19 protein-coding genes, 1 tRNA gene and 1 pseudogene are annotated in these 21,625 nt (G+C 70.2%); 10 read left to right on the forward strand and 11 right to left on the reverse strand.

The features are described from left to right. Positions 1-46: 46 nt before the first annotated feature. The 4 genes from P2T62_RS14100 to P2T62_RS14115 form a co-directional block, all read right to left on the reverse strand. Positions 47-913, reverse strand: coding sequence for a DUF8173 domain-containing protein (locus tag P2T62_RS14100; protein WP_276257715.1), 867 nt, complete (start codon positions 911-913; stop codon positions 47-49). Then, positions 910-2,271 (reverse strand): MFS transporter, encoded by a 1,362-nt coding sequence (locus P2T62_RS14105; RefSeq protein WP_276257716.1) that lies wholly within the window; start codon positions 2,269-2,271, stop codon positions 910-912. Before P2T62_RS14105 ends, P2T62_RS14100 begins: the two co-directional genes overlap by 4 nt. Before the next feature lie 75 nt (positions 2,272-2,346). Next, positions 2,347-3,192 (reverse strand): CPBP family glutamic-type intramembrane protease, encoded by an 846-nt coding sequence (locus tag P2T62_RS14110; protein ID WP_276257717.1) that lies wholly within the window; start codon positions 3,190-3,192, stop codon positions 2,347-2,349. Further along, positions 3,189-4,226 carry a DUF7544 domain-containing protein gene (locus P2T62_RS14115; protein WP_276257718.1) on the reverse strand — a complete coding sequence of 346 codons (1,038 nt, stop codon included), beginning with the start codon at positions 4,224-4,226 and terminating at the stop codon, positions 3,189-3,191. Before P2T62_RS14115 ends, P2T62_RS14110 begins: the two co-directional genes overlap by 4 nt. A 207-nt stretch (positions 4,227-4,433) precedes the next feature. Between P2T62_RS14115 and P2T62_RS14120 the strand changes: the two genes are divergently transcribed. Then, positions 4,434-4,508, forward strand: a tRNA-Glu gene (locus P2T62_RS14120). A gap of 33 nt (positions 4,509-4,541) precedes the next feature. Here P2T62_RS14120 and P2T62_RS14125 read toward each other — a convergent pair. Beyond that, positions 4,542-5,054 (reverse strand): hypothetical protein, encoded by a 513-nt coding sequence (locus tag P2T62_RS14125; protein ID WP_276257719.1) that lies wholly within the window; start codon positions 5,052-5,054, stop codon positions 4,542-4,544. A gap of 78 nt (positions 5,055-5,132) precedes the next feature. Here P2T62_RS14125 and P2T62_RS14130 point away from each other — a divergent pair. The 6 genes and pseudogenes from P2T62_RS14130 to P2T62_RS14155 form a co-directional block, all read left to right on the forward strand. Then, positions 5,133-5,909, forward strand: a pseudogene (locus P2T62_RS14130) (alpha/beta hydrolase family protein); the annotation flags it as partial. Positions 5,910-5,977: 68 nt separating this feature from the next. Then, entirely contained in the window at positions 5,978-7,321 is a 1,344-nt protein-coding gene (locus P2T62_RS14135; protein ID WP_276257720.1) for an outer membrane protein assembly factor BamB family protein, read from the forward strand. A gap of 143 nt (positions 7,322-7,464) precedes the next feature. Beyond that, a complete protein-coding gene (locus P2T62_RS14140; protein WP_276257721.1) occupies positions 7,465-8,082 on the forward strand; it encodes a hypothetical protein in 618 nt (205 codons plus the stop codon). Then, entirely contained in the window at positions 8,079-9,860 is a 1,782-nt protein-coding gene (locus P2T62_RS14145) for a GMC family oxidoreductase N-terminal domain-containing protein (RefSeq protein WP_276257722.1), read from the forward strand. The genes P2T62_RS14140 and P2T62_RS14145 overlap by 4 nt, the downstream gene beginning before the upstream one ends. A gap of 180 nt (positions 9,861-10,040) precedes the next feature. Beyond that, on the forward strand, positions 10,041-11,234 hold the full coding sequence (gene priS / locus P2T62_RS14150; RefSeq protein WP_276257723.1) for a DNA primase small subunit PriS: 1,194 nt from the start codon (positions 10,041-10,043) through the stop codon (positions 11,232-11,234). 13 nt (positions 11,235-11,247) lie between these two features. Beyond that, positions 11,248-12,789 carry a hypothetical protein gene (locus tag P2T62_RS14155; protein ID WP_276257724.1) on the forward strand — a complete coding sequence of 514 codons (1,542 nt, stop codon included), beginning with the start codon at positions 11,248-11,250 and terminating at the stop codon, positions 12,787-12,789. On the opposite strand, the gene P2T62_RS14160 is transcribed toward P2T62_RS14155, so the two are convergent. Further along, a complete protein-coding gene (locus P2T62_RS14160; RefSeq protein ID WP_276257725.1) occupies positions 12,771-13,016 on the reverse strand; it encodes a hypothetical protein in 246 nt (81 codons plus the stop codon). The genes P2T62_RS14155 and P2T62_RS14160 overlap by 19 nt on opposite strands. 390 nt (positions 13,017-13,406) lie before the next feature. After that, on the reverse strand, positions 13,407-14,057 hold the full coding sequence (locus tag P2T62_RS14165; protein ID WP_276257726.1) for a helix-turn-helix domain-containing protein: 651 nt from the start codon (positions 14,055-14,057) through the stop codon (positions 13,407-13,409). Positions 14,058-14,401: 344 nt separating this feature from the next. On the opposite strand from P2T62_RS14165, the gene P2T62_RS14170 reads away from it, so the two are divergent. From P2T62_RS14170 to P2T62_RS14180, 3 genes are all read left to right on the forward strand, one after another. Then, positions 14,402-14,710 carry a DUF5785 family protein gene (locus P2T62_RS14170; protein WP_276257727.1) on the forward strand — a complete coding sequence of 103 codons (309 nt, stop codon included), beginning with the start codon at positions 14,402-14,404 and terminating at the stop codon, positions 14,708-14,710. Between the two features lie 131 nt (positions 14,711-14,841). Continuing rightward, positions 14,842-15,615 (forward strand): GTP cyclohydrolase III, encoded by a 774-nt coding sequence (locus tag P2T62_RS14175; RefSeq protein ID WP_276257728.1) that lies wholly within the window; start codon positions 14,842-14,844, stop codon positions 15,613-15,615. 119 nt (positions 15,616-15,734) lie between these two features. Next, on the forward strand, positions 15,735-17,063 hold the full coding sequence (locus P2T62_RS14180) for an ABC transporter substrate-binding protein (RefSeq protein ID WP_276257729.1): 1,329 nt from the start codon (positions 15,735-15,737) through the stop codon (positions 17,061-17,063). Between the two features lie 148 nt (positions 17,064-17,211). On the opposite strand, the gene P2T62_RS14185 is transcribed toward P2T62_RS14180, so the two are convergent. From P2T62_RS14185 to P2T62_RS14200, 4 genes are read right to left on the reverse strand one after another with little or no spacing between them, the layout of a single operon-like run. Beyond that, on the reverse strand, positions 17,212-17,997 hold the full coding sequence (locus P2T62_RS14185; RefSeq protein ID WP_276257730.1) for an ABC transporter ATP-binding protein: 786 nt from the start codon (positions 17,995-17,997) through the stop codon (positions 17,212-17,214). Then, positions 17,994-19,085, reverse strand: a complete 1,092-nt coding sequence (locus P2T62_RS14190; RefSeq protein WP_420028375.1) for an ATP-binding cassette domain-containing protein — start codon at positions 19,083-19,085, stop codon at positions 17,994-17,996. The genes P2T62_RS14185 and P2T62_RS14190 overlap by 4 nt, the downstream gene beginning before the upstream one ends. Beyond that, positions 19,078-20,475 (reverse strand): branched-chain amino acid ABC transporter permease, encoded by a 1,398-nt coding sequence (locus tag P2T62_RS14195; RefSeq protein WP_276257731.1) that lies wholly within the window; start codon positions 20,473-20,475, stop codon positions 19,078-19,080. The genes P2T62_RS14190 and P2T62_RS14195 overlap by 8 nt, the downstream gene beginning before the upstream one ends. Continuing rightward, positions 20,472-21,599 carry a branched-chain amino acid ABC transporter permease gene (locus P2T62_RS14200; RefSeq protein ID WP_276257732.1) on the reverse strand — a complete coding sequence of 376 codons (1,128 nt, stop codon included), beginning with the start codon at positions 21,597-21,599 and terminating at the stop codon, positions 20,472-20,474. The genes P2T62_RS14195 and P2T62_RS14200 overlap by 4 nt, the downstream gene beginning before the upstream one ends. Positions 21,600-21,625: the final 26 nt, after the last annotated feature.

A 21,625-nucleotide genomic window follows, 5' to 3' on the forward strand; every position in this document is an offset into this window, starting at 1 on the left:
CGACGGCAAGCGCGAGGAGTGGCGGGAACGCCATCGAGAGGACGTCCTACCCGGGGAGCTCCGGCGGCTCGAACGCCCGAAGGCCGAAGTAGGAGACGAGGACGGCGCCGAACCCGACCGTGACCAGTGTGACCTGCACCAGCCCGCCCACCAGCGGGAGTCGCGAGAGGAGTTCCATGACGAGGACGAACCCCGCCCCGCCCAGCGCCGCGGCGAGCGCCGGGCGCTCGACGGGCAGGCGCCGGCCCAGCAGGTGCCCGTACACCACGTACGCGTAGGCGACGACGAGGAACTGCCCGAACAGGCCGAGGATGCTCACGGGCAGGAGTATCAACGTGAACGCCATGTAGACGAACAGGACGAGCAGCGTCACGCCCGCCAGCGACCCGACGACGCCGCTGACCACCGGGTGGCCGGTGACGGTGGCGCCCACGTTGTCGAGGAGCGTGGGGGCCCGCCGGGTCAGCAGCGCGGCCGCGCCCCCGACGACGAGCATCTGGAGCAGGACGAAGCCGGCCACGGTCGCGGGCGAGCGCTGCTGTGGCGTCACGTCGACCGTCGTCCGCGAGCCGATGCTGGCACCCTCGGCCACCGCGGTCGTCCCGGAGATGGACTGGAGGTCGCCCGTGATGGCGGCGCCGTCGGCCACCGAGAGGTTGCCGGCGAGCTGTGTCACGTCGCCTGCCACCCGGCCCTCCACGTCGAGCGTGCCCCCGACGACGAACAGGCGGCCGCGGGCGGTGGCGTCCGGGGGCACCGTCACGGTCCCCCCGGCGACGACGAACGCCGGCGCGGGCCCCGAGAGGGCCCGGTCGCCCTCGAAGGTGATCTCCATCGACGCGGGCTCGGCGCCACTGGCCGACAGGAGGAGGACGACGACGACCAGCAGCGGCAACACCTCGACGGGGTTCATCGGGTCACCTCCTGGCGTTCCGGGTCGCCGCCGGACTCACGGTCCGTGGCGGACCCGCCGCCCCCGCCGGACGTGCGGGCGACCCCGACGGCCCGCTGGACGTACAGCCCGATGCCGAGCCCCAGCAGGAGGAGCATCGCCAGCGCGTTGACGAGGTTGAGGTGGGTCAGCAGCGTCACCTCGGCGTGGTCGAGGTAGAGCGCGACGGCCGTGCTGAGGAAGGTCGCCAGCCAGCCGGCCATCCCGATGCCGATGGCGGTGTGGGTGCCGACCGTCTCGGCGGTCGAGAGGTCGGGCCAGAGCGCGAAGTTCAGCGTCGTGTAGAAGCTGACCGCCAGCGCGTAGAACAGCGGGTTGACGATGGAGGGGGCGCCGCCGGCGACGCCGGGGAACAGCGACGCCAGCCGCAGGTCCGACGTGTAGAGGACGTGCGTGAGCGCGAACAGGGCGAACACCGAGATGAAGAGGCCGTTCCGGTCGAAGTTGACGTAGAGGACACCGGCCATCAGCGCGCCGACGACGTGGACGGCCGCAAGCGCGAGGCGTGGCCCGAGGTCGGGCGACTGCCACGAACTCAGGACGAGCGCCGGCGTGTCGATGATGCGGAGGAACCCGAGGCTGTCGACGAAGAAGACACCGAACATCAGCAGAACGGGCGACCAGAACGCGAGACTCCGGGTCGTCACGGGGGCGGGCCGGCAGAAGCGCCCGGGCCCGAACTCGTCGGCCTGCCCGGAGAGCGCGTCGAGGACGTCCTCGACGGCCGCGACCCGTCCGGAGACGATGACACCGAGGACGACGAGCCCGGGCAGCATCGCCGCCACCATCACCCGGGCGAACACGTCGATGGACCACGCCAGCGGGACGGCGTTGGCGAGGCCGTAGGTCGCCGCCGTGATGAGGGCCGCGACGGGGCCGCGGTCCGGGACGGGGATCAGGTCGACCGCGAGGCTGAACGAGACGGGAAAGCCCACGCCGAGCGCGACCGACGCCGCGAGAATCCACGCACCGAACGCCGGTACGGTCCGGATGGCGGGCGCGGCGACCGTCAGCCCGAACTGGACCACGAGGACGCCGAACAGGAACCGGAGGCGCATCCGGAGGTCGCGGCTCCAGCCCCGCCGGTCCATCGTCACGCCGAACGCGACGGCGACGGCGAACGTGACCAGCGCCAGCCCGCCCATCCAGAGCGAGACGGCGGTCCGGCTCATCCCGACCAGACGCGTCCCGAGGTCGATGAGCCCGAGCTGGACGAACGTGATGTTGTAGTAGTACCCGGCGGTCATCAGCGCGACGAACAGGCCGTACCCGGCAACCGTCGGCCACCGCCCCTCGCGGACGTAGCGGAGCAGTCTCACGCACTCACACCCCCGCGTCCCACCGGTCGGGGGTCGATATACCGCCGTGACCGAAGGGCTGGTGCGTCGGCGCCATCAGAGCGCGACGACGAGGACGGCCGAGACGGTCAGTAACGTGACGTGGAAGCTGGCGTGAGCGACCATTGCCGTCTCCAGCGAGCGCCGCCAGAACAGCCAGCCCAGCGCGACGCCGGCGATGGTGTTCAGGAGTACCGTCCGGACGACGAGTGCGACGCTCGCGTCGTAGGTGGCCAGCAGGGCCGGGAGGTGGCCCAGGCCGAACAGGACGGCGGCGACGACGATGGCCGCCCACACGGCCGCCGCGGAGGGGGATGGCCGTCGCTCGCCGACGCGGTTGCCCACCCACCAGAGGGCCCAGGCGAGCGGGGCCATCACGCCCCAGCGCAGGAGGAGCTCCTCCGTGATGCCGCCGTAGAGGAGCCGGTAGGGTGCCGAGGCAGCCAGCGCCCGGAGGGTCTCGGCGTCCGACCCGGCCATCCCGCCGTCGATGGCGACGAACGGCGCGAACGCCGCGTCGAGAACGAAGACCACGACGAACGTCGCGGCGCCGACGGCGACCGCCAGCGGGAGCGAGTCCCGGACGGCCGACCAGTCCGGGCGCCCACCGCTCGCCCACGCGTAGACGTGTGACCGGAGGCCGACCCGTGGGGCGGTCACCGCACCGAGTGCCACGAAGACGGCGAGCAGGACCGTCGAGTTGGCCGCCGCGACGGCGACCAGCGCCGGGTACGAGAGCCCCTCCAGTCCGGGCGTCCCCCGGAGCGTCGGCGCGACGGTCATCGCGATGGCGACGACGCCCGTCATCCCGAGGGCGAACAGCGCGAGGCCACCGCGGAGCCGGCTGCCGGCCGGGGGGCTGGCGCCGTCATCGGCCCGCGTCTCGGTGATGTCGGCGGTCACGCGCCGCCCTCCGCCTCGGGTCCGGCGTCGGTGTCCTGCTCGCGGACCGCGGTCCGCTGCTCGGGGACCAGATCGAGGTCCGGCTCGATGTCACCGAGGATCAGCAGCGAGTAGTACCGGAGGTAGGTCACCACCGGTACCTGTGCCAGCGCGACGGCCACCAGCACGGCCAGCAGGAACACGAACCCGACGACCACGAGCACGACGATACCGGCGGGCTCGGCGACGAGGAAGACGCCGAAGCCGACGGCGAACAGGATGCCGAACGGGAGCAACAGCACGAGGACGGCGAGCAGGACCAGGATGCCGACCAGGACGCCGCCGGTCGCCGAGAGGAGGAAGCCGACGACGGCGTACGCGAGATACTGCTTCCACTCCGCACGGAGACTGGGCCACAGCCGCCGCCACCCCGAGAGGACGCCGCGCCCCTCGGCCATCATGATGGGCACGACGAAGGCGGTGGTGAAGGCGTAGATGGTGGCGGCGAGGAACGCGAGGACCAGGAACACCGGGATCAGGAGGACGAGGAGCGCGAGCGAGATGCCGAGGCTGGCGGGGCCGATATCCAGCGCCGAGAGGACGACCGGACCGATGATGGCGAGGAAGCTCCCGAGGACGACGATTCCCAGCAGCAACCGGAACCCGAACAGGCGGACACCCTGCCGCCACCGGTCGGACCAGTAGCGCCGGATCGCGACGGTTTCGGTCCGGACCGTGTCCACGAGGACGAACTCCATCACGGACGAGACGAACAGGTATACGAGTCCGACGAGGACGACGACCGCGACGACGGCACCGACGATGAGCCACAGCTGCGGGCCCACATCGACGTTGGGGGTGACGCCCGGCGGAACGGGGCCGCCACTGCCGTCTCCGCCGAAGGAGGTCTGGAACCCGGAGAAGTTTGCACCGGGGACGCCGACGAAGAACGCCACCACGGCGAGCTTCAACCAGGTCCGCCACTCGACGGGGGTGAGGAACGACCTCGTGACCTCGAACGCATCACCGAGGTCATCCAGGGCATAGAGGGCCATAACCGACGTTTCACGGCATCTGATTTAGTAGTGGGTGGTGGTTCTCTTCCGCCGGAACCCGACCGCTCGCGTCGTCTCCGTGATGAGATCGCCCGACGACCTGGGCCGTCCCGATCCAGTCGTGGCGCCCGCTACGCCATGTGGATTCGGGCCACGGCGTCGGGGAAGCGCAACGGTTAATAAGGCCAGTCAGTTACGAGAAAACGCGCTCTGGTAGTGTAGTCCGGCCAATCATATTGCCCTCTCGAGGCAATGACCGGGGTTCAAATCCCCGCCGGAGCATTCCGTTCTTCACCCGTTCACAGCGTCCCGATTTCACCTCCAATCGTCCTCACAGATGTCGGTCCGCTCGTCCTGCAGACGCGGGTCGATAGCGGGCGCCCGATGCCGGTCACTAGCTCGTCGCTGCGCACCTGCGATCAGCGATTCCTCGTCCGTCCCTCGGAACTCGCGGTCACCGATCCGTTCGCGAGCGATGCGTTCGAGCGATGATACCGACGAGGGATCCTCGCCCGTCCCATCCCCCGCTTCATCTCCCGGGGTGGTCACTCCCTCGGCCGGCGGGTCGCTCCCGGTCTCCGCGTCGAGCGCGGGCACCACGTCGGTCAGGAACAGCACGTCCGGGCGGTCACCGGTTCCCCGCTTGTAACTCGATACCGTTGCCCGGATCCGTCGCCGTTCCGGTTCGTCGTCCGGCTCCGTCCCGAACGCACCAGCGAGGCACCTGACGGCCGATTCCTTCGACCGCCCCGCAACGTACCAGCTTCCGTCCCGAGGCTCGACCTCCAGAACGTCCCGCTTGCCGACGGTGTTGAACCACTCGGTCACGGGCCAGGGTCCCGCGTAATGACATAAAAAGTCTCGCCGAATGCGCGACGGCCTCCAGCCACGAGGCCAACGCCTACCACCCCTGCCCGCCACGCTCCGACGATGACCGACACGGAGCGTCACCGCATCGAGGTCGCGGACGGGGAGTCACTGGTCGCGGTCCATCATCCCGCCACGGACCCGGACGCCGACTGGTTCGTCTGCTGTCACGGCTTCGCCAGCGACCGCACGGGGAGCTACGAGAGCCGCTGTGAGCGCGCCGTCGCGGAGGGCTACCACGGCGTCCGGTTCGACTTCCGGGGCTGCGGAGATGCCGACGGGGAGTTCGCCGCCGCCACGCTCTCGGCCCGTATCGCTGACCTCCGTGCGGTGCTGGACCACCTCGTGCCCGACGACGAGGCCGTGGTCCTGTTCGGCTCCAGTTTCGGCGGCAAGACCGCCCTCCACGCCGCCGTCGGCGACGGACCCGGCGGTGACGGCACGCCCGACGAGCGCGTGCGGGCCGTCGCGACCCGGGCGCCCGTCACGTACGCGCGGGCGTTCGAACCCCTCGCCGAGGCCGTCCGCGCGCAGGGCGAGGTGGAGTACGCCCCCGGGTTCCCGGTCGACGAGCGCCTGGTCGAGGATCTCGCGGGCTACGACTTCGCCGACGTGGCCGCCGCGCTGGCCGTGCCGGTCGCCGTGTTCCACGGCCGCGAGGACGACTCCGTCCCCCTGCAGGACAGCCTCGACGCCGTCGGGGCGCTGGCGACCGACACGGCGCTGTGGGCGGTCGCCGACGAGGGGCACCGCTTCTCGCACGACGCCGAGGACCGGATGCGGGACGCCCTGTTCGACTGGCTACGGCGGCGCTGAACGGGAGAGCCCCAGACGACTCTTTGAGCCTCCACAAGGCCCTTTCCGTCCCCTGTGTGAGACCCGATATGGTCTCCCGCAGACGACTCCTCCAGGTAGGCGCCGGCACGCTGGCCGCGGCGGCCGGCTGTACCGACACCACCGACAATCCGCCGGCCGATGCCGGCCCCTCCGACCAGCCCTCCCCGACCGACGCCGGCGACGGGCCCACGACCACCCCCGACGGGGACCTGGACGCGTGGGAGCCAGCGTGGACGCTCTCCTTCGACCACGACGTTCTCGGGGTCGACGCCGGCGAGAACCACCTCTTCCTGACGGTGAGTGCGAACGACGGCCCGTCGGCGGTGGTCGCCGTCGACCCCGCCGAGCAGTCCATCGTGTGGCGCACCGAGTCCGAGGGTGAGGCCGTCGCCGCCTCCCACGCGGCCGCGAGGCCCATCGCCCGCGGGCACTGGGGGGCCACCGTCACCGCGCGGTCGGTCTACACCGTCGCGGGCCCCGCGGAGGAGCGCGAGTGGACCGCGCTGCACGCGCTCGACCGGGCCACCGGGGACCGGCGCTGGTCGGTCCGCAGGGACCGCCGGTTCTCGGTCGCCGGCGTGACGGACGGTCTCCTGGTCGCGACCGGACAGGAGTTCGTCGACCGCGGGACGCCGGCGCACCCGACCCCGACGCCCGAGCGGACCAGTACGGTCGTCTACGGTATCGACGCCGCAGACGGGTCGGTCAGGTGGACACGGGAGTTCGTGGCGGTCGGCGCGCCAGACGTCGCGCTCTCGTCCGACGGCATCTTCGTCGCCACCGGCGACCGACTCGTCGGCCTCGACCACCAGGGGAGCACCACCTTCACCCTCGACCACGGGCCCGCGACACGGGTCGAGGCGGTCCCGGGGCGGGTCTACTACCTGTCGGGCGACCCGTACGAGGGTGGCCCGCAGACGCTCCACGGCGTCTCCCCGGACGGGACGCGGGCGTGGGCACACGACCTCGCGGTCCACGAGCTCCTGCTCGATGGCGACCGGCTGTACGCCGGCGGCGATGTCGTCGTCGCGGTCGACCCGGACGGGACCGTCGCCTGGCAGGACGGCGACTACGGCGAGTGGCTCCTGCTCGACCCGGACGGGGACACGCTGTACACCCGGAGCGGCGTGCAGGCCGACGCCGCGACCGCCTACGACACCGCCGGGGAGGCTCGCTGGACGTTCGACCCGCCGGCGAACAACGCGTGGCCCGAGGCCGCCACCGCCGACGCGCTCATGGTCGACACGGTCTCCGGACCCACGTACCTCGTCGATGCCGAGGGCGAGGCCACGGCCACGCTGGAGCGCGAGACCATCTTCGACGCGCTCGGACTCGACGGGACGATGTTCGTCGCCGACGGTCGGAACCAGCTGCTCGCGCTGGACCCCTGACGCGAGCGCGCCGCTCCGGGTCGGCGTCGGCTCCGGACCGGCGGCAAGAACGCACCCCGGATGCGCGCGGAAGGATTTATCGGGGGACCGCCGGTTCGTTGGGATATGCGACAGGGACACACACATCGCGGGAGGGCGTGGCCGTGAGCTACACCCGTGGCACCATCGCGGCGCTGGTCGACGCCGTGGTTCCGGCGACGCCGGAGGCCGGAGACGACGTGGGGGCGGCCGGCGCGCTCGACATCGACCTCGACGAGACGGTCGAGACCGCGTTCAACGAACTGCAGGAGGCGCCCGAGGGACCCATCCGGTCGCTGGGCTACGAGACGATGCCGTTCGCGCCGCTGCTGGCGCTGCTGCTGGATTTCGGCGCGCTGGAACTCATCCTGGCGCGCGAGCGCGAGGAACCGCTCCAGTCCCCCGGAGAGCGGTTCGCCGGCGGGCCCTTCTCCCGGCTCGCGCCCGAGGACCGGATGCGGGCCATCCGCCTGCTGGAGGCCGACGGCCTGTTCCCGGCGCTCGACGAGCGGTACGACGCACCCATCGGCATCGTGGCCTACCTGATGCAGGGCGCGCTGTTCATCACGACGATGGCGGCCTACAGCGACTGGGGCGACGACGCCGAGGAGCCCCAGGGCTGGCAACAGGCCAATTATCCCGGCCCCGCCGACGGCTACGCCGTCCACATGGGCTACGAGGTCGACGAGTTCGAGGAGAACGACTACGGAACGGCCTCGACCGATGGGGGTGACGAGGCATGACGGGCTCCGGCATCGACATGGCGGACCCGGACGTGGTCGTCGTCGGTGCGGGCGGCGACGCCCCGGCGCTGGCGTGGCGCCTGGGTCAGCAGGGCATCGACGTGCTCATGCTCGAAGCGGGGCCGTTCCACGGGAACGAGCAGTTCCCGAACCCGCACGACGACCGCGGGAACGCCGCCTCAGCTGCGACCGGCGACCTCTCGGGGGATCTGCTGGACCAGCAGTTCACCGCCCGCGAGGGGGACATGGGCAGCCCCGTCGACGGCAAACTGCGCTGGGGGCCGGCGGACGCCGAGCGGGCGCCCTGGGCCCGGACGGTGCCGCAGACGGGCGTCATCTCGCAGGTGGCCGGCGTCGGCGGCACGACGCTGCACTACTACGGCAACCACCCGCGCGCGTTCGTCCCGGCCATCGACGACCAGCCCCACTGGCCCATCGACTACGCCGACCTGGTGCCGTACTACCAGCACCTGGAGTCGGTCCATCCGGTCAAGCCCGCGCCGACCACGCCGAAGGCGGAGCTGTTCTTCGAGGGGGCCCGCCGGTCGGGGTACGACCTCACGACCGGCCTGAACGTCGATGACGAGGGCTACCGGCCGTTCCCGAACGCCATCCACCAGCCCGACGAGGCACTCGCACGCGACGGCGACTACGACGGCGACTTCCGCGACATCGACGGCGATACGCTGGCCTGCCACGAGCACCAGGGCGGCCCACACCCGCGCGGCGCGGAGTTCGAGGACCGCGCGAAGCGAGGCTCGCTGGTCTCGCTCGTCCCGAAGGCGCTGGACACGGGTCACGTCGAGATCCGGCCGAACGCCTTCGCGACCCAGGTACTCACCCGCGCCGGCCCCGGGCCGCTCGAGGCGTGTGGCGTCGCGTACCGCGACACCTGGACCGGCCGGACTCGCCGCATCTTCGCCGACTGTGTGGTGCTCGCGGCGGGCTGCATCGAGACGCCGCGCCTCTGGCTCAACTCGGGCCTCCCGGACGACGGCTGGGTCGGCCGCGGGTTGACCACCCACCACTTCGATTTCGTCTCCGGGGTCTTCGACTCGGAGACGCTGGAGGATATCATCGGCCAGCGGAAGGTCGAACCCCACCAGGGACAGGCCGCCGGCTCGCGGCTCGACGTGCCCGGGAAGGGCGGCATCGCGGTCAACACCTTCGCGCCCGGCATCACCGCCTCGGTCATGTTCTCGGAGTCGGTCAACGGGTTCGCCTTCGAGAACGACACGAGCGGCGAGCCGTGGGACACCGAGGGGCGCATCACGGGGACGAAGCTGAAGGAGCAGATGAGCGACTACCGGCGGATGCTGACCCTCATCTGCCACACGGACGACCGGCCCCGCCAGGACAACGGCGTCTCGCTCGACGCGAACACCGAGGACGAGCACGGCCCCGTCGCCCGCCTCGACTGGTCGCCCCACCCCGAGGACGACGAGCGCCGGCTCGACCTCGCCCGTCGGTCGGCGAAACTGCTCGACGAGGCGGGCGCGACCCACATCCACCGGGCCGCCGCCGCGCCCATCTTCCTCCACCTGCAGTCCTCGATGGCCATCGGGAAGGTGCTCGATGCGGGCGGGGAGGCCCTCTCGGTCGACCGGCTGTTCGTCGCCGACCACTCCGCGCTCGCCAACGGCGTCGGCGGCGCGAATCCCACGCACACCGGGCAGGCGCTCGCCCTGCGGACGGCCGAGCATCTCGCCGAGCGCTACTTCGACGGCGTCGCCGACCCCATCCCCGCGGACCAGACGCCGGCGTCGGCCGACGACTGAGCGACGATCCGGCGGCCCACCGCTCCAGTCTGCGCCCGACCCGCTCTCCCCGTCGATGTCCCGTGGCGGCGTGAAGGAACACTCATTTACCGACGACCCGCGTCCCTCAGGCAGAGCGAGGCGGGACCGTCGGCTGACGGGCCCGGACGCGAGACGAAGACAGACACGACCCAGACGATCATGAACGAACGGACGCGAGAGTACCTCCGGGGCCGGTTTGGCGACCACTACCGGCGGGTCTCCATCGAGCCGCCGCCGCGCGCCAACGAGCGCGAGTGGGGGTACATCCCCTTCAGCGAGGGGGGCACCCGGATGGTCCGACACCGCGCGTGGATCGACCTCGTCGGCGGTGCGGACGACCTGGCGGACGCGCTGGCCGACGACTCCGTGCGCCCCCGGCACGTCTACTACTCCGCCGGGAGCTACGACGACCCCGGGGCGAACTCGATGGGGCAGAAGGGGTGGCGTGGCTCGGACCTCGTGTTCGACCTCGACGCCGACCACCTGCCCGGTGTCGACCCCGAGGAAGCGACCTACGCCGAGATGCTGGCGACCTGCAAGGACGCCCTCCTGCGCCTGCTGGACATCCTCGAATCGGATTTCGGCTTCACGGACACGGACGTCGTCTTCTCGGGCGGCCGGGGCTACCACGTCCACGTGCGCCGCGAGGACGTACAGGCTCTGGACCGGAGCGCGCGCGGCGAGATCGCCGCGTACGTCCGGGGCGCCGAGGTCGAGTTCGAGGACCTCATCCGGACGGAGGCGGTCGGCGGGGAGGCCGGGCGCAAGAGCCCGGCTGAGAAGCGGACGCTCCCACCCGACGGCGGCTGGAGTGGCCGGCTCCACGCCGAGCTCCTCGAGTTCGTCGACGAGGTGGCCGGGCTGGACGACGAGGCCGCAATCGAGCGGCTCCGCGAGTTCGAGAACGTCGGCGCGAAGAAGGCGGAGGGGGCGCTGCGCGCGATGCGGAACAACCGCGACGCCATCGCCGACGGCAACGTCGACGTCCACCCCGCCTTCTTCAGCGTGGCACGGACCCTCCTCGAGGACGAACTCGCGAGTGCGGGCGCACCCATCGACGAGCCGGTGACCACGGACATCAACCGGCTCATCCGGCTGCCGGGGAGCCTCCACGGCGGGAGCGGGCTGGAGGTCAAACCGCTCGACCGTGCGGAACTCGCGGACTTCGACCCGCTGGACGACGCCGTCCCGGAGACGTTCCGCGACAACGAGATCCGCATCACCGTGACCGAGGCGGGGCCGGTCGAGCTGCTGGGCGAAGCGTTTACCATGCAGGAGGGAGAGCAACGAGTGACAGAGGCACGGGGCGTCTTCCTCATGGCGAGGGGGCGCGCCGAGAAGGCACCCGAATGAGACACTCGAACTGATGGATCTGGACGAACTCCGAAGCGCGCAGAGCCGGGAACGACAGGCCTCCCAGCTCCAGCACCTGCGCGACGGCTTCTACGAGGAGGCGGCCAGCTTCATCCGTGGCCTGCGCACCGAGCGCGAGCGCGCGGCCGCGAACACGGACTACTCCTTCCCGTACGACGACCCGGAGGTCCAGCGGCTCACCAACGAGATCCAGACCGCCGAGGAGGTCGTCGAGTCGCTGTACGAGCGCCGCGTCGGCAAGGTCGTGAAGATGGCCTCCTTCGACGCAGCCGGAATGGCCGTCGACGCCGAGGGACTCACGGCCGAGGAGGCGGACCTCTTCGAGACCCTTGTCGGTGACATCGAGGCCAACCGCGAGCGCGTCCTCGACGCCCTCGCGGGCACGTCCGGCGACGGCACCGGACCGGGGACGTCGGCCGGCGAACCGGCCGAGACCGCCGCCGACGGCCGTGCCGCGAACGCGACCCCGGATACCCCCGGACGGGCCGACGCGCCGGCCGCAGGTGGCGACCAAGAGGGCCAGCCGCGCGCGGCCGAGGACGAACCGGTCCACATCGGCTCGGGCCCGGCCGCCGACGGCCCGGTCTCGACGGCAGACGAGGGGACCGACCCCGAGAACGCCTCGCCACCCGGGCAGGCACCGACGCCGGGAACGGGGACCCGGGAGGCCGGCGCGCCCGAGTCCCAGTCGGGTTCGGGGCCGGCATCGACGTCGGACTCCGGCCAACCAGCGCCACCGCGGGAGTCGTCCGACGGGAGCAGCGTCCCCGGGAACGGACCCGGCGACGCCGACCCGACGGACGACGCTATGGACGCGGCATCGGCGATGGGAGGCGTCGGAGACGGCGCGAGCGGCGAGGCGGGCCCAGGCGGGGCCGACGGCCGGTCCGCAGGCAGGGCGGACGCGAGCCCGTCCCCGGACCCGGAGCGCGCGCCGACCGAGACGCCACCGGCGGAGCGGGGGCCCGCCGCTGCGACAGCGACGACCGAGACCGCGGGCGGAACCACCGACGCCGTGACGACCGATACTGCGAACGGAGCAACCGACGTGGCCCCGGCCGATACCGCGAGCGGGCGCGCTGGCGACGCGACCGGCGACGCTGCAGCCGACCCCGGGCCGGATACCGCCGCCGAGGCGGGCCACCAGCCGGTCCCGCCCGCCGACGGCCCACCGGGGAGCGACCCGGTGCCAGCTGACGAGGCCGCGTCGCAGGAGCCATCCCCACCGGCCGACCCCGACCCGGCGCCAGCCGGCTCCGACTCGACGGCCGCCCCCACGACCGGGGACACCCCGAGGGAGGCGTCGGCCCGGTCGGACGCCGGTGGGGCGGACGCGTCAGGGACGAACGGCACGCTGGTCCAGGTGACGGCCGACGTGGGGGAGATCTTCGGCGTCGACGGCCGGGCGTACGACCTCGCGGCCGGCGACGTGGCGGTCCTCCCGGCCGACAACGCGGAGCTACTGGTCGGGGACGGCGAGGCCGAACGCCTGGACTCCGCGGTCCCCTTCTCCGGTCACTCGAACCGCTCCTGATACCAGCGGTCGATCCGCTCCCAGTTCGAGTCGACGACGAACGGGAGCGCCAGCAGCACCGTGATGAGGAGGATGGAGAAGACATCACCGGGGATGCCGAGCCGCGAACTCGGGATGGCCGACCCGAGGAACGCGCCGGTGTGCGAGCCGGCGATGACGAACAGTAACTGCCGGACGCTCCGTCGCCGCCGATCCGACCGAGTGGCCACCTGCTGGTCCTGGCTCATGTTCCAGGGTGCGATTGCGCGCCCCAAAACCGGTCCGGCTTCGATGGACGGTGCATCCGTCACCCCCCGACACGAACCCACACCGCCAGCGTGTGTCCGGGCCGCGAATCGGCGCACATGACGCGAGTCGAATGCGCGCCCGCGCGCTCACCACCAGCGACAGCCCGGCTCCCACCACCGCGACCACCACCACCATCGGCGTCACGTCCGGCCTCCCACCAAGGCGGCCGGACAACCCGCTGCCTGACGTGTGTCCGGCCTCCCACCGGTACACCCACCGTGCACCGGGGGTCGCGCTCTCGCGCTGCCCACCAAGGCGGCCGAACGACCCCGTTCCGTGCTCCGCTCCGTTTGCGGCCGCCCGCGCGGCCGACCGGGAGCCGTGGCGAGCTACTGGACCAGGCCGGAGACGACGCGTGACTCGGCCTTGCGCAGGTGCTCGTCGACGGTCGAGGGGGCACAGCCGAGGTTGTCGGCGATGTCCTTGTGCGTCGCGCGCCGCGGGACGTCGTAGTAGCCCTCCTCGACGGCCGTCTCGAAGACCTCCAGCTGGCGGTCCGTCAGCGGCGAGAGCAGGTCCTCTCCACCGGGGACGTACGGACCGGCGTTCTCGACGGTGAAGTCGAGCGCGCTCGGCAGCTGGCCCAGGGCCTCGCGCAGGTTCCCGTGCGTGCCGACGAGCGTCGCCTTGAGGCCGCCCTCGGTGAACTCCAGCGGCGTGTCGATGATGAGGGCGTTCTCGTGGGCGATCTCGAGCAGGGCACTCCCGTCGTCCGGGGAGTCGGCCTGGACGAACGCGTGGAACCCCTCCTCCTCGACCTCGACGACGTCGTAGTCGCGGACGCTGGCCCGCTGGGAGAGCGCGGTCTCGAACGAGTCACGGTCGCCCAGTAGCCGGTACAGCAGGACGGTCGTCCCGTCGGCCCGTGCGTCGACGTGGAGGAGCTCCTCTCGCGTGACGCTCCGGTGCCCCTCGATGAACCGGTCGACTGGGTGGATCGCGCGGTGCGTGGGTGACAGCGTGAGTTTGAGGTACTGCATTGTTGTTATGCCCCGGTTGCTCCCGGTGTACCTCCATCTGGATGCTACGGGTTAAAGAAGAAATTGACAACTGCGTCCAAAGGTTAGGTAGAGCGCCTCTAACCCAAGAATTCTACCCCAGGACCGATCGAAGGGGTACTTGAACACCCGGTGGAAACCTGGCACCCCATTTACCAGCGGTCGGCAGTCGCTGGGGGGTCGTTCCCCCGACGGCTCCGGCCATCCCGCCGACGTGAGCGCCGGAGGCCGGGCAACTGACCGGCGGCGGGCCGACGCAGCGGGGAGCATCCGGTGCACGCGCGCAGAGCATAACGACTATGCGCGGGCCAATCCGAGTTCGGGGTATGAGCGACTGGCCGCACGACCCCGACGGCGAGGAGGGGAGCGAGGGGATGCGCAAGTACGGACAGGCCATCCTCGCGAAGAAGCTCGACGAGGAGGAGGACTTCCCCCTCGAGCGCGACGCGTTCGTCGAGGAGTACGGCGATCACCCGGTCCGGCTGAACCACGACCGCGTCGTCAGCGTGGCCGACATCATGGAACACGTCGAGGAGGCGGAGTTCGAGGACTTCGTGGCGTTCCACAAGGCGGTCGGACACGCGATGCGCGAGAACGATATGTGGGAGATCACGCCCGAGGAGATCGGTCGGTAGCCGCACGGAGACCGGGCCGACGGCCCGCCCCCGGCCCCGAACTCGACAGCGCCACCGAGCGGCCGCACCGAACCACATCTCGGAACCGTGAACGGTAACGCATTTACTACGCACCCCCGGAGTCTCCGGCAGTGACGAACACGCAGGTCACCCTCGTTCAGATCGACAACTACGGGCCGTGGACGGTCACGCCGGAACCGCGTCGCGAGGTCGACCTCCAGACGCTCCAGTCCCGGCTGTACGCAGACCTCTCGCAGCTCATCGGCAACCGCGACGGGTACGTCTTCTTCACCCGCTTCGACAACATGATCGCGGTCACCAACGGGCTGGACCGCGAGGCCCACGCCCTGGTCCAGGAGTCGGTCGCGAACCGGTACCCGGTGACGGTGTCGCTGGGTGTTGCAACCGACCCCTCGCCCGCTGCCGCGCTCGGTGACGCGACGGACCTCCTGCAGGCCGCCGGCAGCGCCCAGGACGAGGACCGGACCCAGATCCTCGGTGGCGGGTTCCTCGCCGAGGACGACCGCACCGACGATGACGTCCAGATCGCCCACTTCGACGTGATCGACGCCACCGGGAAGTACACGGACCGGCTCAACGCCTTCGACTCGTTCATCCAGATCGAGCAGGGGTACGCCGAACTGATGCGGCATATGCGCCGGGCGCACGACTCGCTGTCGTTCTTCGTCGGCGGCGACAACGTCATCGCGGTCTGTCCGGACCTGGACCGGGCCGCCTACCGCGACGCCGTCGACCACGTCGCCGGCGAGGTCGACGTCGACCTGCAGGTGGGCGTCGGCCGTGCGAGAACCGCGCAGGATGCCGGGATGGGCGCGAAGCACGCCCTGGAGACCTGCCGGCACGAGGGCACGACCGTCGAGTTCGCGGACGGCCACGAGATTTAATACACCGGGACGCTCCGGTGTTCCGCCCCGAATGTGGGGAAAGGAACCGCTGTATGGTGAAATCCGGGTTTCATCTTTGACAGACTTTATATATTCTCCAATATAAGGGAACAGTTGACATGACACGGGAATACCGACGTCGTGATGTAGTGAAAGGTGCTGCCGGTCTCGGTGCTGTCGCGGGAGTCGCCGGCTGCACGCAGCTGGGTGGCGATGGCGGTGACGGTGGCGGTGGTGACGGCGGTGACGGTGGTGACGGTGGCTCCGGGGGAGCAGAGGCACTCGTCGTCATCGGCTATCCGGAGTCCGGGGTCCAGCTGTTCAAGGACTTCTACAGCGACTTCGACACCGACGTGCCCATCTTCGTCACTGACGGCCTGAAGGCCCCGGAACTGCCGGGGCAGGTCGGCAACGACATGAGCAACGTGACGGGGACGGCCCCGACCGCGGCCGGGCCGGGCCAGGAGTTCTTCACCAACCGATTCCAGGAGGAGTTCGGTGCCGAGCCGGGCGTGTTCACCTCGCAGGCGTACGACGCCAGCGCGGTCCTGATGCTCGCCAACCTCGCCGCCGGTGAGAACAACGGGAAGGCCGTCCGCGACCAGATGCGCGCGGTCGCCAACCCGAGTGGCGAGGAGTTCGGTCCGTCCGAACTCGCCGACGCCGTGGAGGCCGTCGCGGCCGGCGACGACATCAACTACGCCGGTGCCTCCTCGTCGGTCAACTTCGACGAGAACGGCGACATGCGCGCGGTCACCTACGAGGTGTTCGGCTTCACCTCCGACGGCGTGACCCAGCAGAGCACCATCGACTTCGGCGGTGGTGGCGGCGATGGCGGCTCCTCCGCCGACTACCCCGGCTCCTCGTCGGGCCGCACCGTGAAGTTCGGCGTCCTGATGCCGCTCACCGGCGACCTCGCCCCGGTCGGGAAGCCGATCCGCGACGGTGCCATCCTGCCGGCCCGCCAGCTCGAGGGGAACACGGACTTCACCTTCGACTACCAGGTCGAGGACACGCAGACCAACCCCGACGCCGGGGTCTCGGCCGCGGAGACGCTGGTCAACGCCGGCTACCCGGCGGTCACCGGCCCGGCCTCCTCCGGTGTGAACCTGCAGGTCTCGAAGCAGGTCTTCATCCCGAGCAAGGTCGTCGGCTGCTCGCCCTCCTCGACCTCGCCCACCGTGACGACGCTCGAGGACAACGACTACATCTACCGGACGCCGCCGAGCGACGCGCTGCAGGGCCAGGTCCTCGCACAGCTGGCTGCCGACAACGACGTCTCCAGCGTCTCCACGCTGTACGTCAACAACGACTACGGCCAGGCGCTCAGCCAGTCGTTCAAGAAGGCCTTCGAGGACAACCACGACGGCACCGTGCCCCAGCAGGTCGCCTTCGAGAAGCAGAAGTCCTCGTACACCTCGCAGCTCAACACGGCGCTCGGGCAGTAAGCGAACATCTCGGATTTCTGAATTTTTCACCTCTCGACCGAAGAGCTTCGCCATTACTGCCCATATACGTGACTCTAGTCGCATATCTCGTCGAGAATCGGATAACGAGTCCTGGAACGATCAGCGGACGACCGCGGTCGTCCGCGGCCTATCCGCCCAGGAAGTCCTGGCGGACCTGCTCGTCTTCGAGCAGCACGTCGCCGGCGTCCATGTACCGGTTCCCGCCCTGGACGAGGACGTAGCCCCGATCACAACGCCGGAGCGCCTCCTTCGCGTTCTGCTCGACCATGAGGATGGCCGTGCCGGAGTCGTTGATGCGGTCGATGCGGTCGAACATCTCCTGGACGAGGTCCGGCGCCAGGCCCGCCGAGGGCTCGTCCAGCATCAGGAGGTCGGGGTCGAGCATCAGCGCCCGGCCCATGGCGAGCATCTGGCGCTGGCCGCCCGAGAGCGTGCCGGCGCGTTGCCCCTCGCGCTCTCTGAGGATGGGGAAGCGGTCGTAGATCTCCTCGATGCGGTCCTCCGGGAACTCGTCGAGGATGTAGGCGCCCATCTCCAGGTTCTCGCGGACCGAGAGGCCGGCGAACACGTTCTCGTTCTGCGGCACGTACCCCAGCCCGAGGTGGATGATGTCCTCCGGGTTCATCCCGGCGATGTCCTCGCCGCCGAACTGGATGGACCCGCCCATGTACGTGGTGAGCCCGAAGATGGACTTCATCACGGTGGACTTGCCGGCGCCGTTCGGCCCGACGATGGTGACGTACTCCGCGTCATCGACGTTCATGTCGACCCCCGACAGGATCTGGAGGTCGCCGTAGCCGGCGTCGAGGTCGGTCACGTCCAGCAGCGAGTCCGTCGCGGACTTGTACTCCGAGGCGTCGCCGGCACGGGTGCCGGTGGAGACGCCGTCGTCGGAGTCGGCCGCGTCGCTCATACGTCACCTCCGAGGTAGGCCTCGATGACCTCCTCGTTGCCCTGGATGTCCTCGGCGGTGCCCTCCGCGAGCACCGACCCCTGGTGCATGACAATGATGTGTTCGCAGTTCTCCATGATGAGGTCCATGTCGTGCTCCACGAGCAGGAAGGTGTAGCCCCGGTCCCGGAGTTCGTGGATGCGCTCCAGCAGTTTCTCCTCCAGCGTCGGGTTGACGCCGGCGAACGGCTCGTCCAGCAGCACCATCTCCGGGTCGGTCATCAGCGCCCGTGCCATCTCGAGCAGTTTCCGCTGGCCGCCCGACAGGTTGCCCGCGAACTCCTCGGCGAGGTGGTCGATCTCGAAGAACTCCAGCGTCTCCCAGACCTCCTCGCGGATCTCGGTCTCTTGCTCGATGACGCCGCGCCGGAGCCCCGGGGTCACCGACCGGACGATGGACTCGCCCTTCTGCCCGCGTGGGGCGAGCATCAGGTTCTCCAGCACGGTCATCTCCTCCAGCTCGCGGGCGATCTGGAACGTCCGGACGAGCCCGCGGTTGGCGATCTGGTGGGGCTCCAGCCCGGTGATGTCCTCGCCGTTGAAGAAGACGTGGCCGGAGTTCGGCGTGTGGACGCCGGTGATACAGTTGAACGTGGTCGACTTGCCGGCGCCGTTCGGCCCGATGAGGCCCGTCAGCGAGCCCTCCTCCACCTCGAAGGAGGCGTCGTCGACCGCCGTGATGCCCCCGAACGTCTTCCGGAGGTTCTGGACCCGGAGCGGGAGGCCACGCGGGGTCTCCTGGGCCTGCCGCTCGATGTCGGAGTCGTCCGTCTCGGGGAGTTCGTCGGGGGCCTTCGCCTGTGTCGCTGCGGCCCCCGCGGCGCCTGCGGCTCCCGCGCTGCGGGCCTCGGTGTCCGATTCGTCCGCGGTCGGTTCCTCGACCGGGTCGGGTTCCCCGGGTGCGTCGGACTCCTCGGGTGAGCCGGACTCCCCGGTCGGTTCCGACGCATCGTCGGCCGGGCCCGCGGGGTCGTCGTGACCGTCGTCGGGGTCCGTGGCGTCCTCGTGCTCCTCGGCGCCCGGGTCGGTCTCCTCCTCGGAGTCACTCATCGGTCTCACCTCCGTCCGCCGCGGGACGGCCGCCGCCGGTACCGCCCTCGCCGTCGGGACGGACCGAGAGGTCGACGCTGGCGGCAGTCTCCTTGCGGTGGCCCAGCAGGCCGTCCGGACGGTAGATCATCACGAGGATGAGCACCACGCCAAGGAGGACGAACCGGAGCGAGGAGATGTTGTCGAGCATGTAGACGACGAACCCGCCGGGGCCGATGGCCAGCGCGTCGACGAACGTCGTCGGCGTGGCATCGATGACGCCCTGCAGTGCGTTGTCGACGAGCCCCGCGATGGCGGGCGGGCCCTGGAACAGGAGCGAGGCGAACACCGCGCCGCCGATGACGCTACCCGTGTTCGACCCCGAGCCGCCGATGATGAGCGCGATGAAGATGTAGAACGTCGCGATGGGGAGGAACGAGGTCGGCGTCGTGCTGCCTCCGGCACCACGCCAGAGGATGCCGCCGATGCCCATCAGCGCACAGCCGACGACGAACGCGACGATCTTGAACCGGTTCGTGTCCTTGCCCAGCGAGTTCGCGACGATCTCGTCCTCGCGGATGGCCTTCAGCACGCGGCCGAACGGGGAGTTGCCCGTCCGGATGAGGATGGCGTAGAACAGCCCCACGACGAGGACGAGGAAGATGGCGTACGCCCAGCCCAGCATCACGGAGTCCTCGATCCCGGCGGCCGTCCCGATGCCGAACCAGAAGTCCCCGAGTGCCGTCGGGTTCGAGTTGGTCGCCGGGTTCGCGAACAGCAGCCCCCGGACGAGCAGGTCCGGACCGGGGAAGATGATGCCGCTGGCGCCGCCGGTACCGATCTCGATGCCCCCGATCTCGAGGGTCTGCAGCGTCGTCGAGTTGATCGTCAGCCGGATCATCTCCGAGAAACCGATGGTGACGATGGCGAGGTAGTCCGCGTCCAGCCGGAGTGCCGGGAGCGCGGCCAGGAAGCCGAAGAAGCCCGCCATCAGCGCGCCGCCGATGAACCCGGCCCAGATGGGGAGTCCGAGCCCCGGTGCGCCCGTGGTCCCGGTCGCCTCCGGCGAGCCCGTGATGATGCCGAACGTGTAGACGCCGACCATCATGAATCCGGCAATCCCGATGTTGAACAGTCCCGTGTACCCCCAGTGGAGGTTGAGCGCCAGCACCAGCATCGCGTACACCGCCGACAGGAAGGTGATGCGCTGGAGCGTGTTCACCAGCCCGTTGAAGTCGTTGCCCTGCCCCATCGAGATGAGCGCGAACAGCACGTAGAGCCCGGCCATCAGGCCGAGGACGAGCAGCGCGTCGCGGGCACCCTTGCTGTCGAGGAGTCCGTCGCTGGGTGGTTCCACCGTGGTTCCACCGTCGGGTGCGGTTCGGGGCGTGTCGGGGCTGCCGTCGGTCATGCGACGGTCACCCCGCTGAACAGTCCAGACGGCTTGAACAGCAGGACGAGGATCATCACGCCGAACGCGGCGACGGTGGTGAACTCGCTGGGGATCCAGACCAGCGAGAGCTGTTCGGCGAGGCCGATGACGAGGCCCCCACCCATCGCGCCGTAGATGGAGCCGATTCCGCCGAGGATGACGGCGGCGAAGATGAGCAGCAGGAGCACCCAGCCGAGGTTGAACCGCAGGACCCCGGTGTTGAGCGCGATGAGGTAGCCGGAGATGCCGGCGAGACCCCCGCCGATGGCCCAGGTGTAGGTGATGATGCGTTCGGTCGGGATGCCCGTCACGCGGGCGAGGTCCTCGTTGTCGGCCATCGCGCGCATCGCCTTGCCCAGTTTCGTGTTCTGGAGCAGGACGTGGACACCGAGCATCAGGGCGATGGCGGCCACGATGAGCGTGATCTCGTGGACGTCGACGTTGATGGTGCCGTCGACGAGGAAGACGGGGAAGCTCTCGACGTCGTTGACGGCCGTCGTCGAGAGGCTCCCGGTCTGCCAGATGAAGGCGATGAGGTAGCGCAGTGCCAGCGCCACCCCGATGCTGGCGATGAGCAGCGCGATGCCGCTCTGGTTGCGCATCCGCTTGTAGACGACGCGGTCGATGAACAGCGACAGCAACAGGGTCCCGCCGGCCGCCACGACCATCCCCAGCAGGATGGCGAGCGGCGTCTTCACGATGCTGAGGTCGAGGTCGCCGACGGTGAGCCCGCCACCACCACCCAGCAGGAACAGCGCGCCCGCGGAGGCGGTGCCGAGGCCGGTGATGAGCCAGGTCGTCACCCAGCCGAAGAAGGCACCGCTCGTGACCAGGTCACCGTGCGAGAAGTTGGCGAAGTTGAGGATACTGTACGTCATCGAGAGGCCGACGCCGGCGAGCCCGTACACCAGCCCCAGCACGAGTCCGTCGAGCAGGAGCGTGGCGAACGAGGAGATGGCGACGCCCCCGTTCGAGGCCGGCAGGACGAACAGCCGGACCAGCAGGTCGACGAAGAGTGCTGCACCGGCGAGCGCCAGCAGGACGAGCGCCGGCCGCTCGGTGATGACCGACCGCCCCTGTCTGAGAGATTCTGCGACACCCATGCGTTCAGTTCACGCGGTCATTCGTG

This window comes from Haloglomus litoreum (assembly GCF_029338515.1).
Taxonomy (GTDB): Archaea; Halobacteriota; Halobacteria; order Halobacteriales; family Haloarculaceae; genus Haloglomus; species Haloglomus litoreum.